Origin of the sequence: Paraglaciecola sp., from assembly GCF_039964565.1 — a bacterium.
Lineage (GTDB): Bacteria > Pseudomonadota > Gammaproteobacteria > Enterobacterales > Alteromonadaceae > Paraglaciecola.
Genome location: NZ_JBDVXF010000008.1, coordinates 111,826 through 127,520, shown reverse-complemented (window position 1 = coordinate 127,520; position 15,695 = coordinate 111,826). Strand labels below are relative to the sequence as shown.

At 39.7% G+C, this 15,695-nt stretch carries 10 protein-coding genes; 6 read left to right on the top strand and 4 right to left on the bottom strand.

Features of this window, described 5'->3' with window-relative positions; genetic code table 11:
- Nucleotides 1-144: 144 nt before the first annotated feature.
- Nucleotides 145-1,362, top strand: a complete 1,218-nt coding sequence (locus ABJK37_RS05125) for a DUF445 domain-containing protein (protein WP_348350802.1) — start codon at nucleotides 145-147, stop codon at nucleotides 1,360-1,362.
- Here ABJK37_RS05125 and ABJK37_RS05120 read toward each other — a convergent pair.
- Nucleotides 1,342-2,115: a ParA family protein gene (locus ABJK37_RS05120; RefSeq protein WP_348350800.1), complete on the bottom strand. Its 774-nt coding sequence runs from the start codon at nucleotides 2,113-2,115 to the stop codon at nucleotides 1,342-1,344. The genes ABJK37_RS05125 and ABJK37_RS05120 overlap by 21 nt on opposite strands.
- A gap of 83 nt (nucleotides 2,116-2,198) precedes the next feature.
- On the opposite strand from ABJK37_RS05120, the gene ABJK37_RS05115 reads away from it, so the two are divergent.
- The 3 genes from ABJK37_RS05115 to ABJK37_RS05105 all read left to right on the top strand — a co-directional run bounded on the left by ABJK37_RS05115 (nucleotide 2,199) and on the right by ABJK37_RS05105 (nucleotide 6,130).
- On the top strand, nucleotides 2,199-2,885 hold the full coding sequence (locus tag ABJK37_RS05115; protein ID WP_348350798.1) for a TetR/AcrR family transcriptional regulator: 687 nt from the start codon (nucleotides 2,199-2,201) through the stop codon (nucleotides 2,883-2,885).
- Nucleotides 2,886-2,927: 42 nt separating this feature from the next.
- Entirely contained in the window at nucleotides 2,928-4,394 is a 1,467-nt protein-coding gene (locus ABJK37_RS05110; protein ID WP_348350796.1) for a wax ester/triacylglycerol synthase domain-containing protein, read from the top strand.
- 281 nt (nucleotides 4,395-4,675) lie between these two features.
- Entirely contained in the window at nucleotides 4,676-6,130 is a 1,455-nt protein-coding gene (locus ABJK37_RS05105) for a hypothetical protein (RefSeq protein WP_348350794.1), read from the top strand.
- A gap of 38 nt (nucleotides 6,131-6,168) precedes the next feature.
- Here ABJK37_RS05105 and ABJK37_RS05100 read toward each other — a convergent pair whose 3' ends face one another.
- Nucleotides 6,169-7,989, bottom strand: coding sequence for a winged helix-turn-helix domain-containing protein (locus ABJK37_RS05100; protein WP_348350792.1), 1,821 nt, complete (start codon nucleotides 7,987-7,989; stop codon nucleotides 6,169-6,171).
- 156 nt (nucleotides 7,990-8,145) lie between these two features.
- On the opposite strand from ABJK37_RS05100, the gene ABJK37_RS05095 reads away from it, so the two are divergent.
- Nucleotides 8,146-10,995, top strand: a complete 2,850-nt coding sequence (locus tag ABJK37_RS05095) for a serine hydrolase (protein WP_348350790.1) — start codon at nucleotides 8,146-8,148, stop codon at nucleotides 10,993-10,995.
- Between the two features lie 26 nt (nucleotides 10,996-11,021).
- On the opposite strand, the gene ABJK37_RS05090 is transcribed toward ABJK37_RS05095, so the two are convergent.
- Complete coding sequence (locus ABJK37_RS05090) at nucleotides 11,022-11,660, bottom strand: hypothetical protein (RefSeq protein ID WP_348350788.1); 639 nt, start codon at nucleotides 11,658-11,660, stop codon at nucleotides 11,022-11,024.
- 342 nt (nucleotides 11,661-12,002) lie between these two features.
- Here ABJK37_RS05090 and ABJK37_RS05085 point away from each other — a divergent pair, with 342 nt between their 5' ends.
- Nucleotides 12,003-13,619 (top strand): choline dehydrogenase, encoded by a 1,617-nt coding sequence (locus tag ABJK37_RS05085; protein WP_348350786.1) that lies wholly within the window; start codon nucleotides 12,003-12,005, stop codon nucleotides 13,617-13,619.
- Nucleotides 13,620-13,819: 200 nt separating this feature from the next.
- Here the strand turns inward: ABJK37_RS05085 and ABJK37_RS05080 are convergent, their stop codons facing one another.
- Entirely contained in the window at nucleotides 13,820-15,514 is a 1,695-nt protein-coding gene (locus tag ABJK37_RS05080; RefSeq protein ID WP_348350784.1) for a HAMP domain-containing methyl-accepting chemotaxis protein, read from the bottom strand.
- Between the last annotated feature and the right edge of the window lie 181 nt (nucleotides 15,515-15,695).

The window sequence follows — 15,695 nt, the reverse complement described above, 5'->3', positions numbered from 1 at the left end:
AACTAATTGTATTTAAAAAGGGTTTTATTTGGATATTTCCCGTGCTTGGGTATTTTTAGATTGACCATTCTAATTCCAATAGTTAGCCTCGTAGTTGGCTGATGCAAGCCGCAATTTAATAATTCACAGGCGCAACTGTTTTTTATGCAATTAATTGATCAACTCATTACTCATCTCCCGTTGTTATCTATTCCTTTTATTAGCGCGATAGTGGGTTGGTCTACTAATTTTTTAGCTGTCAAAATGATGTTTTATCCTATCGAATTTATAGGAATGAAGCCCTATTTAGGGTGGCAAGGTTTAATACCTGCTAAACGCCGCGAAATGGCAGAAATTGAAGTTGAATTAGTGTTAGGTAAGTTGCTTAGTGTGAAAGAGTTAGCGGACCGCATCGATCCAATCGAGCTTACCAAAGCTATTCAGAGGCGCCTTAAACAAACTATTCGAACCATAGTTAATGATGTCATGCAAGAATCCGCTCCGCAATTATGGGCTTCGTTACCGGTGCATGGCAAAAATTTGGTGTATGCAAGGGTCGAGGCTGATATGCCTAATGTTGTCACTAAAATGGTGGATGATTTTAAGCATAACATCGAAGAAATAGTTGATATTAAAGAATTAGTTGTTGGGCAATTGGTGAATGCGCCTGAGCTTATTAACGAAATATTCCTAAAATCAGGCGAAAAAGAATTTCCTTTTATTGAAAAGTCTGGTTTTTATTTTGGCTTTTTATTTGGTTTGCCCACCATGGTGGTTTGGATGTTTTATCCAACTTGGTGGGTTCTGCCCGTGGGTGGTTTGATTGTCGGTTATGCTACAAACTGGATTGCCTTGAAAGTCATTTTTGAACCCAAGTATCCGGTTAAATTTATGGGCTTCACTATACAAGGTATGTTTTTAAAACGTCAAAAAGAAGTGTCTAGAGTGTATGCAGATATTATTGAGGCAAAATTAATGACTTCAAAAAATATCATGGAAATTGCGGTGCATGGCTCGGGTTCAGGACAATTGTTGGAATTAATCGAGCTACATGTAAATGATGCGATTGAGCGTTATGTGGCAATTGCACAACCTTATTTTGCCTTAGGGGTGGGTTCAGACTCATATTTCAAAATGAAATCCCTCGCCACTCAGCGCATTTTTTCTGATTCAGAAACCTATCTAGCCTACGCCTATGAATATACCAACAAAGCCTTAAGGATTGGTGACGATCTATGTGAGCGGATGCAAGCGTTATCGCCAGAAGAATTCGAAGGCGTACTTCGCCCCGCCTACGAAGCTGATGAGTGGAAGTTAATAGTGACTGGTGCATTTTTGGGCATGGGCGCTGGTTTTATTCAGCTATATCTCGTGTTTATCTAGAAGCTCAAATATCGCAATTAACGATAGCGTTAGTTTATGTTTCGGGGCCAACATGATAAGTGGCTTTTTAGCTTGATGGGATTCGCGCATTTTAACTGACTGAGCAATATATTCTGATAACACAGGAAACCCCTCGGCTATTAATTCGTTGATTATTTGTTTCGGTAAATTAGCGTTTGCCATATATTGATTGGCTATAATCCCTTCAATTTCGAGATTGTCGTTATGATCTTCTTTAATCTCAGCGATTTTTTGTTGCAGGCTATATAATCCTTGCCGCGCGAAGTCATCACAATCGATAGGTATTAAACATCGTTGCGCTGCTATTAGTGCCGACATGCTGTAGAAGTTGAGTGCAGGGGCGGTATCAATAAATATATGTTGGTAGGTCCCTTGAAGAGAATCTAAGGCTTCTTTTAATTTGTAAATTTTATGTCTGCTGTCTAACTCACTTTCAAGCTCGGATAGCCGCTGTGAGCCGGCGATAATATCGAGGTTTTCAACTTGTGTTGGATGACAGAAATCACTGGCGGGACGCCTGTGTAAATGAAAAGTGATAGTTTGCTCAAATAAATCAGCAATATCACTGTCCTTGGGTAAATCTGTAACATTCAGATAGGCGCTACTGTTGCATTGGGTATCCAAATCAATGAGTAAGGTTCGATATCCCTGTTTCGCTGATATTGCTGCTAGGTTAACTGCCAAACTTGACTTGCCGACCCCACCTTTTTTATTGAACAGTACTCTTATCATTATTCGTCCTAAATAGTTATTCTTTGCCTTTAAAGACAAAAGCTTTATTTTCAAACACTTGCACTTCATGCTTGCAGTGTGGAATGATACAACATGCTCCATCACATTTTGGTGATAATAAAATGAAAACGGCTCAGCGTATATTAGTTACCGCCCTTGATATCTTTAATCAACAAGGCGAAAACAACGTGAGTAGTGTTGAGATTGCAATGGAATTAGATATCAGTCCAGGCAATTTGTATTATCATTTTAAAGGTAAGGAAGTCATAGTGGCAGCCCTATTTGAGTTGTATCAACAACAAATGCGCGCCATTTTAGACGCTCCCAGCAACCAATCCGATACACTCCTTAGTATCGAAGATTTTTTTTATTACCTGTATCTTATTATTGAAAAAAATCACTTATTTCGTTTTTTATATCGTAACCCCAATGATTTAAGCGATAAATACCCGAGCGTCGCCAAAGGGTTTATCAAATTGATGGCTGCACAAGAGCGGTGTGTAACAGAGCTACTGGCTAAGTTCGTAATACAAAAGTCAATTGTTGCTTCACCTGGTCAGTGTAACCAAATGGTAGAGATAATTGGCTTAGTATTTAGTCAAGCTGGAAATTATTACGCTTTAAAAGGTCATGATATTAATGGTGATGAGTATTTATATAAAAGTCTGTCAGCCATTTTATTTGCCCTATTACCGTATATTAATATTGAACAGGGTGAGTTGCATCATTTGCAAGAGGCCATTGCCAACCGTGAATTTTCTGTTGAATAATAATGGATAGTTGTCCTCGACTGAGAATAAAAGGATTACCTTATGAGTAAAAAGCTTACCTTTTTAGACAAGACTTTTTGGGTTACTGAGTCTGAGGATAACCCTAAACATGTCGCCAGCTTACAACTATTAAAAATGCCAGCTAAGGCCTCACCCGACTATGTTGATGAACTCGTGGCAGAGTTACGCGCCAATGACCAAGCATGCACCCCTTTTAATTGCAAAGTCAGTACCTTTTTAGGATATCCCTTAAGGTTTGTTCCAGTTAAACAATTAGACATGGAATACCATGTTCAGATACATACCATTGCAGACGTAAACAACAAGCCTGAATTACATAAATTTGTGGCTAGCTTACATGAACCATGGTTAGACAGAGAACAACCGCTTTGGCAGTTTCACTTAATCAAAGACAACAGTACCAAGCTATTTGCTCTTTATATTAAAATTCATCATATGTGTGGTGACGGTAGTACACTTATCCGTTGGTTTCAGGCTGGATACAGTCCAGAACCCGTTGTTGATGGTTTTGTTCCGGTTTGGTCGCTAGACAGAACGCCCAAAAAACGCTTCAAAGCTCATTGGTTTCAAGCCGTTTTTGGAGGTGTTTGGGGATTTGTTATCGCCACCAAAGATCTGCTGTGGATCATCGTTAGGTTGTTGCTGAAGTTACTAAGAATAAACACAAACTATATGCCTTTACCTTTTTCAGGTACAAAAACAGTGCTCACTGGGCAAGTTAAAAAAGGTCGGGCAATAGCGACGCTAGATATAGATTTTGCACGTGTTAAAGCCCTCAGTAAACGATTGCGCGCGTCAGCGAACGAGGTAATGTTGTGCGTATTTGATATCGCAATACACCGTCAACTTAGAGACTATGGGCATACATTTAAAAAGGCGTTATATACCAATATGCCGATTAACTTGCGAAGACCGGGAGAAACGACTTATGGCAATCAAATTGCCATAGTGCCAGTTGAACTCGCACATGGGCATACTGACCCTTACCTTCGACTCCGAGAGATAATTGAGAATCACCGCAAAGTCACGCGACCTGCTAAAGCTTCCCATCCGGCATCATTCAGTTATTACACCTTGTTGATTCAAACTTACGCCATCATATTTGAAATGTTAGGTCTATCTAATTGGGTTAAACCTATTGCCAACACTTTAGTGTCGAACATGCCCGGACCCTCACAAAAAATGTATTTTAAAGAAAACGAGGTGCTTGCTGCCTATCCTATTTCCACTATCACGCCTGGTGGTGGAGTGAATATTACATTGGTTACCTATAACGGGCAGGCCAATGTTGGGTTGGTTTGTTGCAACAATAAGATTGATAGTTTAGAGCCTCTGCGACGATACTGTCTTGAAGCATTTGAATTGTTAGAGAAGTGTGTAGATGATCCAACGCAGAGTATTGAAAATATCGGCGAGCTGCTTGTCAATGAAGATGTTTCTATTGTTGAAGAGCAACCCTTTATCGAAAAACACCACAAAGGCAAATAAAGGGTTTTAAAATAGTAAACCTTGACATTGTGGACCGTAAGTTATTTCCCTAATTGTGAATAGCGCAGTAAAAAGGATGTATTAACAAGCAACGCAAAGTAGGTGTGAAAAGTCTATCGATACTAGGCGTGTTTATTTACCTTTATTCGTTGCTAGTCTTTGGTTTAGAATGATTCGACTTGAACGAAAAACGCATAGTAAAAGACTCAACCTCGGTGATATATGAAGTTCCAACAAACCTTACTTACAACAATCCTTATCATTTTTCAGGTTAAATTATTGTGCTAGATAAAAATTCGAATTCTAGTTATACCATTTCGGTAGATAGAATCGTCAACGGTATTAGTGGAAACGAAGACGAGACCCCGTCTTTGTATCAACAAGCGGCACAGTACTTCAAGCAGGAGCCGTTAAATAAACAAAAACTGCAGCTTATAAAAACCGAGATGCAACAGGTTATATCAGCCAAAAAAGCGCAATCATCTCAAAAGGCATCAAAACTTGACGAACAATTGTTGTTTCTTAAAAGAAAGTACAACCACGAACTGCTGGTGCAAAAAAGCGCTAGGCTCGCCAGACTAAATGATGCGGTAGACATGTGTCTTAACCTGCTGTCTTTGAGCGAAGGTAATGACTTTGACGACACACAGTTAAAAAGCGCTAAGTTTTTATCTACCCTAGTGTTGTTTTCACCGGGTAAGGGTAAAAAATTAGCGGCACTGCATCATAAGTTAAAACCTGCGTACAAGGCTGTTTTAAGTTTGCGAGTACTAGATAAACTGGTGATAGACGGCGTTGTGAAGAATGCCTACATGATGAAACACTATGATCCTAAAAAACGTTATGAACCTGAAGCCAGTGATTACATTTGTTATACACAGTCGGTAATTTTGCCAATTATGCTTGCAGCCATTTTTCAGGATGTAGGATTGCAACATCCAGATTTAGTTGAGCTTTTAGAAGGTGAAGAAGGCGAGAAGGACAGATTCCGTTTATTGGAAAAACATGAACGCGAGAAAATGTTGCGTCTGAATTACGACTATACCATCGATTATTTACAAAATGGTTTAGGTTGCCAGCAAGCGAGTTCTAGCACTGCGCAGCAGCAGGTAGAGTTTGATGAATCCGAAAAGCAAAGGTTAAAGTTTCAGCTCGGTTTAGTGTTAGATGCCAACAACGCTAAACAAGGTACTAGTGAGATCCTAAAAATACCGCAAATTTATGCTTCTATTATTTTTTCGACTAAACACGATTTTCAACGCAAAAGTTACCCAACCGCCTCAATTCTAATAGAGCAATTAGCGATAAAGAAGGTGATTAGTAAACAGATTGCCAAGGTGTTTGTGGATATAGTGGGTCATTTTCCTTTGGGCTATGGCATTGTTTATATACCTAGAGACATTAGAGGTAATGAACTAGAAATATACGAATATGCCATAGTCACAGAATTGAATCCCAAGGTGTTGGACGAACCTGTTTGCCGCCCGGTAACAAAAAATTTAATGTTCTTAACGTCCGGAAAAACACTGGCAGTAGATAAAAATCTCAATCTACATTTTCCGGTGGCACGCAAAAAGTTAGTGAAAATTGATCCAAAGCGCTTAATTGAGATCATGGAAAAGTTAACATACGACTTTAAACCAGAACAAAGCGCCGCCTTTGTGCCTGATTACTGGGAGCCGCATAATTATTTTTGTGTAGCTGGCAATCAAAATTTGTGGAATCGCAGTGGTTAGTGCTGGTGTGGTGTTTACTATCAATAAGGCCATGGTAATTACTCGGTTAATAAACTGATCTTATTTTTATGGGCTTCAAGCAGGTCGGCAAACTGTGGTATTCCTAACAAATTTTTGAAAAAGGGATCGTTTTCGAGGTACCACCAATTATTGTTGAAGTCTTCTACCCAACCGCTTGCTAGGGTCGTTTCTAATTCTTGTAGGGCAAGTTGTTTTTTGCCTAAAAGGGAAAGAGTTTGGGCGTACGCCATATAAGCGTGTTCTGATGAAGCAAGTAACCCTTGCTCGAAACGTTTGGCCAACGTTTCTAAGAGCCGTTGGCCTTGATCATATTGTGCATTTTCCAGTAATAACGCTCCATACAATTGAATCAAGCCAATATCAGTACTATTTTGAAGGATACTAAGGTCATTTGCTACTTTACTACGTTTCAGTATATCTAGCGCTTTGATTGGGTCACCCGCTATCCACCAAGAATACGCGACGGATATGACAAACCGTTTATTGTCAGGATAAAGTCTTGCCCTCTTTTCAAAAAAAGCCAGGCTCCTTTGATGATCTTGCTCCGCGCCGTAAAATGCCGCAAAGGTATATAAAGTAAAAAAGCTATTATCTTGCCCCTTTAAAACCGAATGCAACAACTGCTGCGCCTTTTGAGGTTGACGTATTGATAGGTAGAAAAGGGCTAGCGAGTTGCGCTGTTTTGGACCGAGCGCATCATGGTCAATGCCGTTCTTTTTAATCCATTTAGTGGTGGCTTTTAACTTTGTAAGTTTTAAATTGCTGTAACCGAACTCTTTTAGAGGGTTATTTACTTGCCCTTCATCAAGCTCCAAATATAACTGAAAGTTTGAAAATGCTCTCTTTAATTGGCCCTTGATAAGTTGTGAGGTAGATAAAGCATTATAAATATACGCACAATTAGCACACAAACTGAGGGCGCTATTTTGTAACTCGATTGCAGCGTCTATTTTTCCCTCATCAAAATAGATCATTGAAAATGCGATAAACGTCCTATGAGTTAATTGACCGTTGTCATATTTCTTTAACCATTCATGAGGGGCAAGTTTACGTTTTTCTTGAGGTAGAGTGAGATAGCCCAAAGCCAAAATATTTGCATCTTTGGGGGCAATTTTCTGCATTTTTTTCGCCAATTCTTTGGCTTTATTGTTGTAGGTAGAGTGAGCGAAACCTTCGATATGGGATAACTGCCAATAGGCAAACCCTAACGCTAGCATTGAGTTAATGTAATCAGGTTCAATGCTTAAGCTAAGTTGAAAATAACTGATCGCTTTTTGAATGTTATGGGCTTTGCCTCTATTAAGGTGAAACTGACCGAGTGAGTAGTGTTGTTGCGCCAAAGGCAGTTGTTTTGTTTTTATCTCTGATGTTGACAGAATGACACTGAGTAAATAAGTGATGGTTAATACAGACACAACAATCACAGACCATTTTTTTATCTTTATTTTTAACTTGGTTTTTCGTGGTTTCTTTAGTGGTAGTGTTGTGGCGTTACAAGAAGTTGCATGGGTGACATCGGCGATTAATCGGTATCCTTTTTTGGATAGGGTTTCGATATAAACTGGCTTAGCAGTATTATCGCCGAGTGCTTTGCGAAGTTGCCCAACTAAATTGTAAATGGCATTGTCACCCACAAATTCGTTTGGCCATATTGCTTCAGATAGTTGTTGAATACTTATCACTTGGTTTGCATTTTTGGAGAAGTACAACAGTAAATCCATCACCTTAGGAATAACCACTATTTTATGATCGTTTTGAAGTAAACAATTTTCTAATGGAACGATAGTCCACTCGCCAATCTGGAATTGACCGCTGTTGTTTTTACTAGTGGTATGCATCTGATTTTATTATGTTTATTATTCTGTTAGGAAAAAATTAGAATTCGTTAAGGCTTTTTAGTTTGATGCATCTTAGCATAGCTGAATCTTTGGTTTAGAAATACACGGTCGTTTGATTTTTCTGTTATTTCTATGATTCTGTTTATTGAGGAAAATATGCGCTTTCACATAATGTCTTGCCTTGTTGGATTTTATTTAACCTTTATGCCAGTCGTTTTTAATACGGCTGACGCATCACAAAACGTGACTAAAAAAGTTGAGGCGGTGATCCAGTCCTACCATCAATATGGCGTGTTCAACGGTTCTGTTCTCATTGCGAAAGACAATCAAGTGATCTATGAACATGGAGTTGGTTTTGCCGATATTAATAAGAATCTTCCTAATACGCCAAACACTCCTTTTAGAATAGGCTCCTTAAGTAAAACATTTACGGCATTGCTGATTATGCAATTGATGGAGCAGAAAAAACTCAAACTATCTGACTTTGTCCATAAAATTTTACCAGAATATACTTCGGCTGAAGGTCAAAAAATTACCATTCGTCATTTACTTGCTCATACCTCGGGATTGCCCGGGCACTTTCAGTTACCCGGTTGGAAAGAAGGCAAATACCAGAACAATTTCAGTAGATCAGAGTGGTTACAGACTATCAGTCAGTTAACCCTTTTGTCTGAACCCGGAGAACAATACCATTATGGCAACCTAAATTATTTTTTACTTGGTTGTATTATCGAAAAGCTGAGTGGAATGTCGTACCAAACAAACCTACATAAACGTATTTTTCAGCCATCAAATATGCATTCTAGCGGTGTCGAGGACGCAGCAATGGATCCTACAATACCCACTGTGGGGTATAGGATCGGTGCGTCTGTCGGTTTCGAAGTCCAATCAACATTAAACATGCAGGTGTTTTTTGCTGGTGCGAATATTTATTCAACAGTTGTTGACCTGTTTAATTTTGAGCAAGCTTTGTTTTCAGGGAAGCTACTCAAACAGCACACTTTGGATTTTTGGCTCAACACCAAGCAAAGCTTCGCATGGCAAAAAGGTCAGTTAGACCTGAGTGACAATAAGTCCTTGGACTGGTTATCTTATAATGGTCAATTGCAGGGTTTTAGCAGCATGTTAAGTGTACTAGGCGACGCACGAAATGAGGCGCAACACCCCACTACACGTTTCACTGTTATTATCCTTAGCAATAACGGCATAAATTACTGGCATAAACAGCAGCTCGTGTCGGATTTATACGCAGTGCTCGCGGGCCAACATAAAAATATGAACGTTGTCGAGTCGCCATTACCCATCACTTTTATGCTGACTAAAGCTGCCTTAGACGGAACCCTCGAGCAGCAGGTTAACTATTTAATAACTCATGCTGATGAATTTGTTGTGAAGGAGCACGAAATAGACTCATTGGCACAACAGCTTTTTTGGGCCTCAGCAAACCACAAAGCTGCGGCAGTATGGCAGCTAAATAGCCAACTTTTTCCTGACTCAGATAATGCTCGTAATATGTTAAAGGCGCTATGTGAAAACCAAACGTCGTTAGATGGTAGCGTTGAATTCTGTCGAAAACACCGAGAGACTTCATCAAGTATTGAAACGCGAAAAGGCACATTAATTAGAAACATAAGTATTGTTTCACCTGAGCTGTCGGAGCCTCTTGATAATCATGACGTGTATATCGTAGATGATAAAATTGTGTCTATTGGCAAAGATTTGCAGGTAAAAGCCAACCAAGTTATCAACGGAACGGATCAATTTCTTACACCCGGCTTAATCGATGCCCACACTCATCTTAGTGGTGTGCCTGGAATGAGTTATGAACATTCACAAGCCTATCCAAAAATTGTTAAAGAAGCCACTGAGCAGATCCCTAGAAGTTATCTCTATCACGGTTTTACCACTGTGATAGATTTACACTCTGACCCACGTAATATTGCCAATTGGAATCAGCGTGAAATTCGCCCTCAAGCTTATTTTTGCGGGGCTGCACCTGTAGTCGACGGTTACCCAATGAGCTTTGTACCAAAGCCGTTTCGATATCAACTCACTCCTTATTTTCTGTTAGATGGAGAATACGTGCCACCAGGGGTTGATCCTCTGCAACATACGCCCGAAGCTGTAGTAGAAAAAATGCGAGCCGCAGGCGCAAGTTGTGTCAAAACACATTATGAAAGTGGCTTTGGTGGCAAAGGAAACTTGCCTACGCCCAGCTTAAAGCTAATTCGTGACTTAAAAACTGCCGCTAATGCGGCGCAGTTACCGCTTTTGCTTCACGCCAACTCACAAGAGGCGCAGCGCTTTGGCATTAATGCAGGTGTCGACGTATTTGCTCACAGTATGTGGACATGGAACGACCCAACAGAAAGCGCTATTCATGGAGATATTCGCAATATACTCGATTCGGCAATAGCTAAAAACATAGTGCTGCAACCTACAATTCAAGTGCTGTATGGTGAGCGAGATTTGTTTGATCCCACCTATTTAGAAACAACTGACTTGGCAAAAGTTTTACCGCGATCGTTGATTAATTGGTATAAAACTCCAGAAGGCCAGAGTTTTCGTCATCGTCTGGCTAAAGTAGACTACGTCAAACATATTCTACGATCCGATACATGGGATAATATTGGAAAAATCCCGATACAACGAGCCATGTCAATTCTCATATATATGATGAAAAATGGTGGTACGTTATCATTTGGAAGTGATACACCTAGTGATTTAACTTTTGCTAATCCCCCAGGTTTAAATGGGCGTTATGAAATGAAAAGGTGGCAACAAGCGGGAGTAACCGGCAAACAATTTTTGGAGGCGGCAACCACTACTAATGCTAAGTTGTTTAATTTAGATAATTTAATAGGCAGTGTTCAAGTCACAAAACGTGCTGACTTGTTAATTTTGGGTAAAAACCCTCTAATAGACATTGACGCTTTTGACTCAATTGTAACTGTTATATCCGCGGGAAAGGTTTTACCTAGAGAATCATTAGCGGCGAATCGTTGATTAGACTGCCACTTTCTGGAATTAGCTCAAAACTTAAAGCGTAGGTTGCCTGCTTCTACAGCAACCTTTTTGCCATATTGAATAAACAAGGCTTCTTCAAAATCGTTGGAGTCTAGTGTGTACTGCATGTCTTCACCGGCTGCTAAGTCAACTATGATGTTTTCTATTTGAGGTTTGTGATAATCCAATACCTTCTGTTTGCTGCCACTTAAATACACTTGCAAATAGCTTTGAGCCTCAGTGGCCGTGGTGCCTGTCATTAAGTTAAAAGCGGTTTTCATGGTTCCAGTTACCATAGATAAAACTGGACTAGGTACAAAGAGGTTTATAAGGCTAGAGGTATCTTTCAAAATGGCATATTCATCGTTTAACATTTGAATGTCCGTCATTTTAATATCTGTTAAAAGTACATTTTTTTTAGTTGGGTCGTAGTAGGGTCTAGCTTGCACAACTAAAATGATATGAGCTCGATAGATAGGGTTGCCAATATAGGTGACTTCAATGCCCCCCAATAACTCTGCTTGGATGTAGTTTCCGTTAAAAGGCATAGTTATTTTAGTTTTTGACAAGGTAAAAAGCCCGTCACCTCGGGGTACGGAAATTGGAAATGAAAGTGGCAAGTGAGGTTCAATTAGCTGACTTATCTCTTCTACTGAATAATCCACGTACTTAAGTCGTTTAAGTCGGATAAGACATTTAGCTAGGAGTAATCGAAATGACGATTTGATAGATTTCGAGATCAAACTAATGCTTCTCCATAAATATTAATGATAATGTTATGCTTAACATGCATTTTATAACTAATTGAATTTTATTGTATAAAGTTATTCCGACAGGAGATTTCTAAGTTTACAGGAAAGTAACACTAAGATAACTTTTTTGATAGACTCACTGGTATGACATCAGATGAGTTTTGTTAGCGCTAAATCAACAGAACATTCTGTTTTAAATATATAATTTATCACAAACATTCGCATAGTTTTCAGTTTCAAATAAGTAGTCGATTCATGCAAAAAATGTCTCAAACACAATTCGATTTTATTATTATTGGTGCTGGTTCAGCGGGTGCCACTTTAGCGGCTCGTCTCACCGAAAATAGCCAATTTAAGGTGTGTTTGATTGAAGCAGGAGGCGCGGATAAAAGTCCGTTTATTCATATTCCATTTGGTTTGGCGTTTTTATCTCGCATGACTAATTTGGGGTGGGAATACCATACCGAATCACAAGCACATTTAAATAACCGCAAGCTTTTTTGGCCTAGGGGCAAGGTAATGGGAGGCTCGAGTTCGCTCAATGCCATGTGTTACATTCGCGGTGTACCTGAAGATTATAATCTTTGGAGTGAAATGGGGGCCAAAGGGTGGGATTGGCAAACGGTGCTACCTTATTTCAAAAAGTCAGAAAAACAACAGCATGGAGAAAGTGAATTTCATGGGGCCGATGGTTACTTAAGTGTTAGTGACCTGCGACATACCAACCCTTTATCAGACTCTTTCGTTAATGCGGCACAGGACGTAGGTCTGGCTAGGGTCACAGATTTTAATAGTACTAAACGTGAAGGCTTGGGTTTTTATCAAGTGACGCAAGAAAACGGTCAACGCTGCTCTGCGGCTAAAGGCTACTTGTCACCAGCGTTATCGCGACCCAATTTAACGGTTATTACCAAAGCGTTAGTTGAAAAAATTATCATAAGTGATGGCGTGGCTACAGGGGTAAAAGTGCAAATCAATGGTGAATCAGTTGCGCTGACAGCGAGTAAAGAAGTGATACTCTCAGCTGGCGCAATAAACTCACCACAAGTGTTAATGCTATCTGGTTTAGGACCTAAAAAACACTTAGCTGAAAAGGGTATTGAAACTATAGTCGATTTACCGGGCGTAGGGCAAAACTTGCAAGATCACCTCGATGCTATTGTTCAGCATCGTTGTAAAAGTCGTGAGAGTTATTCAATATCATTGGCACTTATCCCACGTTATGTTAAAGCGGCCTTTAGTTATTTGTTTAATCGTAAAGGTTTGATGACCAGCAATGTTGCTGAAGCGGGGGGCTTTGACAGAACGCAAAACGCCGGCGACATTCCTGATATTCAATATCACTTTTTACCCGCGATATTGTTGAATCACGGAAGAACAACAGCGTTTGGTTATGGATATGGTGTGCACGTTTGTGGCCTGTACCCCAAAAGCAGAGGTGAGATCACGCTACGTTCAAATAATCCAAAGGATTTGGCGGTAATTGATCCCCATTATTTAGAACACCCAGATGACCAAAAAGTGATGATTGATGGTGTTCGACGAGCCAGAAAAATCCTCGCTGCTGCGGCCTTTGATAACTACCACTCATGGGAAATCGGGCCTGGTCCTGATGCACAAACAGACGAAGAAATTTTGGCTTTTATTCGTAAAAAAGCTGAAACCATTTATCACCCTGTAGGCACGTGTAAAATGGGAAGAAGTGACGATGCAATGACAGTGGTAAATCCGGAGCTGAAAGTAAAAGGAATGAAAGGTTTGAGAGTTGTTGATGCCTCGGTGATGCCCACTTTGGTTGGTGGTAATACTAATGCTCCAACTATTATGATTGCGGAACGTTGCGCTGATTTAATTAAGCAAGATTATCAGTAACTTTGACAGTAGTGTATTGTAAATGTTAGATGAAAGTTGGTTGCTAAGGCTCAGTGAGCACTTGGCTTAAAGCTTATCGCGGCTTTAATGAACGATTAAATCAGCCGTACTGTGAGTATGGTTTTGGCCAATCATCGTTTGAATACGCAAGGTGAACTAAGCATAAGTAGACTTAGAAAACCTTGTGTATGATTGAATCCTTAGACAATAAAGGCATTTAGGTTAGTTTGTAAATCAACTACCCGCTTAGCTATGGTTGTATTGGCTTCTGATGTGGTTTTAGCACCCTTAGAAGTGACCGATGCTAGGTCGTTAATTCTCACTATATTCACGTTAATTTCTTCCACGACTTGAGATTGTTGTTCCGCTGCGGCAGCAATCTGAATATTTAAGTCTGAAATTTGCGTAACTGAAGTTGACGCTTCTTCAAATGTTTGACTCGTTTTGGCACTTTTTTCTAAGCAAATTGCTGCGCTATCCGTACCTTTATTCATACTTGTGACAGCATTATTGGCTTCAGCCTTAAGCCTTACCAGAAGATCTTGGATATCTACAGTTGATGTTTGGGTTCGCTGCGCTAGTGTACGCACTTCGTCAGCGACCACGGCAAAGCCTCGGCCAGTCTCGCCAGCTCGAGCGGCTTCAATAGCTGCATTAAGAGCAAGTAAATTGGTTTGTGCGGCGATACCTTGAATCGACTCTAAAACGTTGCCGATGCTATTTGTTTCTTCAACCAAACTTTCTATCACTTGTGAGGCTTCACTCACTTCCTCTGATAATTGGTTGATAATTTTTTGGGTGTCTAAGGCTTCTTGTCGACCTTCAGTAACTTTGTCTTTTACCTCTTGTGTGACTTGCGAAGCATTTGAGGCGCTGCGGGCAACTTCTAGAGCACTGCTGCTCATTTCGTTAACAGCAGTGGCGACCATTTCAGTTTCGGCTTGCTGTTTATTTACATTTGTCGCTGTTTTTTGCATATTAGTTAAAGCAAGTTCGGTTGCTTTTTCTAATTCATTCGCTTGGTTAGTAGTATTGATAATCAATGTTCTCAACACCGCTAGAAATTTATTGAATTCGCGGGCTACATCTCCCGTTTCGTCATTGGCATTATCGTCTAATAAAACGGTTAAATCCCCATCACCACTTGCAATCTCAGCCAACCTTGAAGTTAAGTTATTAAGTGGCACCACTATAGAGCGACTTATCACTAGCGGAAACACAATGCCCAACGTTAGAGAAACCACGAAGGCAATAGTTATCAAAACTATGCCAGACTGTTCGTCTTGTTCAGCTTTTATAGAGGCTGCTAGCGTAAATTTTTGAATTTCATCTAATAAATCAATAAGTTCATGCTTTAAAGCGTCTTGCAACTTTTCCATTTCGGCGGCATCTTTAGCTATGTCAATTAAATTGTGTGTACCAGCTTTACTTAGAATTTTCTCTGAGGATAGAGTGGATTCTTTGTATCGATGTTCAACATCAGTGAGGACAGATAATACATGACGAAATTCTGCTTTGCCTTTTTCTGAGTGAATAACGTCAATTGCCTTAGTAACGAAAACCTCAGTGTCTTTAATGTCTTGTTCTATGATAATTGTAAGTTCAGCCCATTGACTCTTAAGTTGGTCGAAATGCGCTAGACTACCAGGAATGTTTTGTTTGACTAGTGATGCGTTAAAGATGGCTCGCTCAAATAAAATGCTTTGCTCAAGTTGGTTTTCGGTTATTTTGGTAACCTTACCAGTCAAGGGGATATTTTCCTCTGCAATATCAACTAACTCTTTACCTATTTTGTCCATTTGAACTAATGCAATACCCCCAATGATTAGCATGAGTGCTAAAAGGGTAAAGCCCAACAAATAAATTTTGGACCTAATATTGATACGCTTTAACATGAGTTTTACTCCTCATTGTATTTAGATTTTTACTTACTGCTGAAAGTATTCAATTCAAAAAAAACAATTTCCATTGAAGTGAAACTGAAACTGAAACTGAAACTGATACTGATAGTGAATGGTAATATTGAATATTCTCTATCGGGCGAGAGCTAATATGTCGGGTCTCGCATTTCACTTT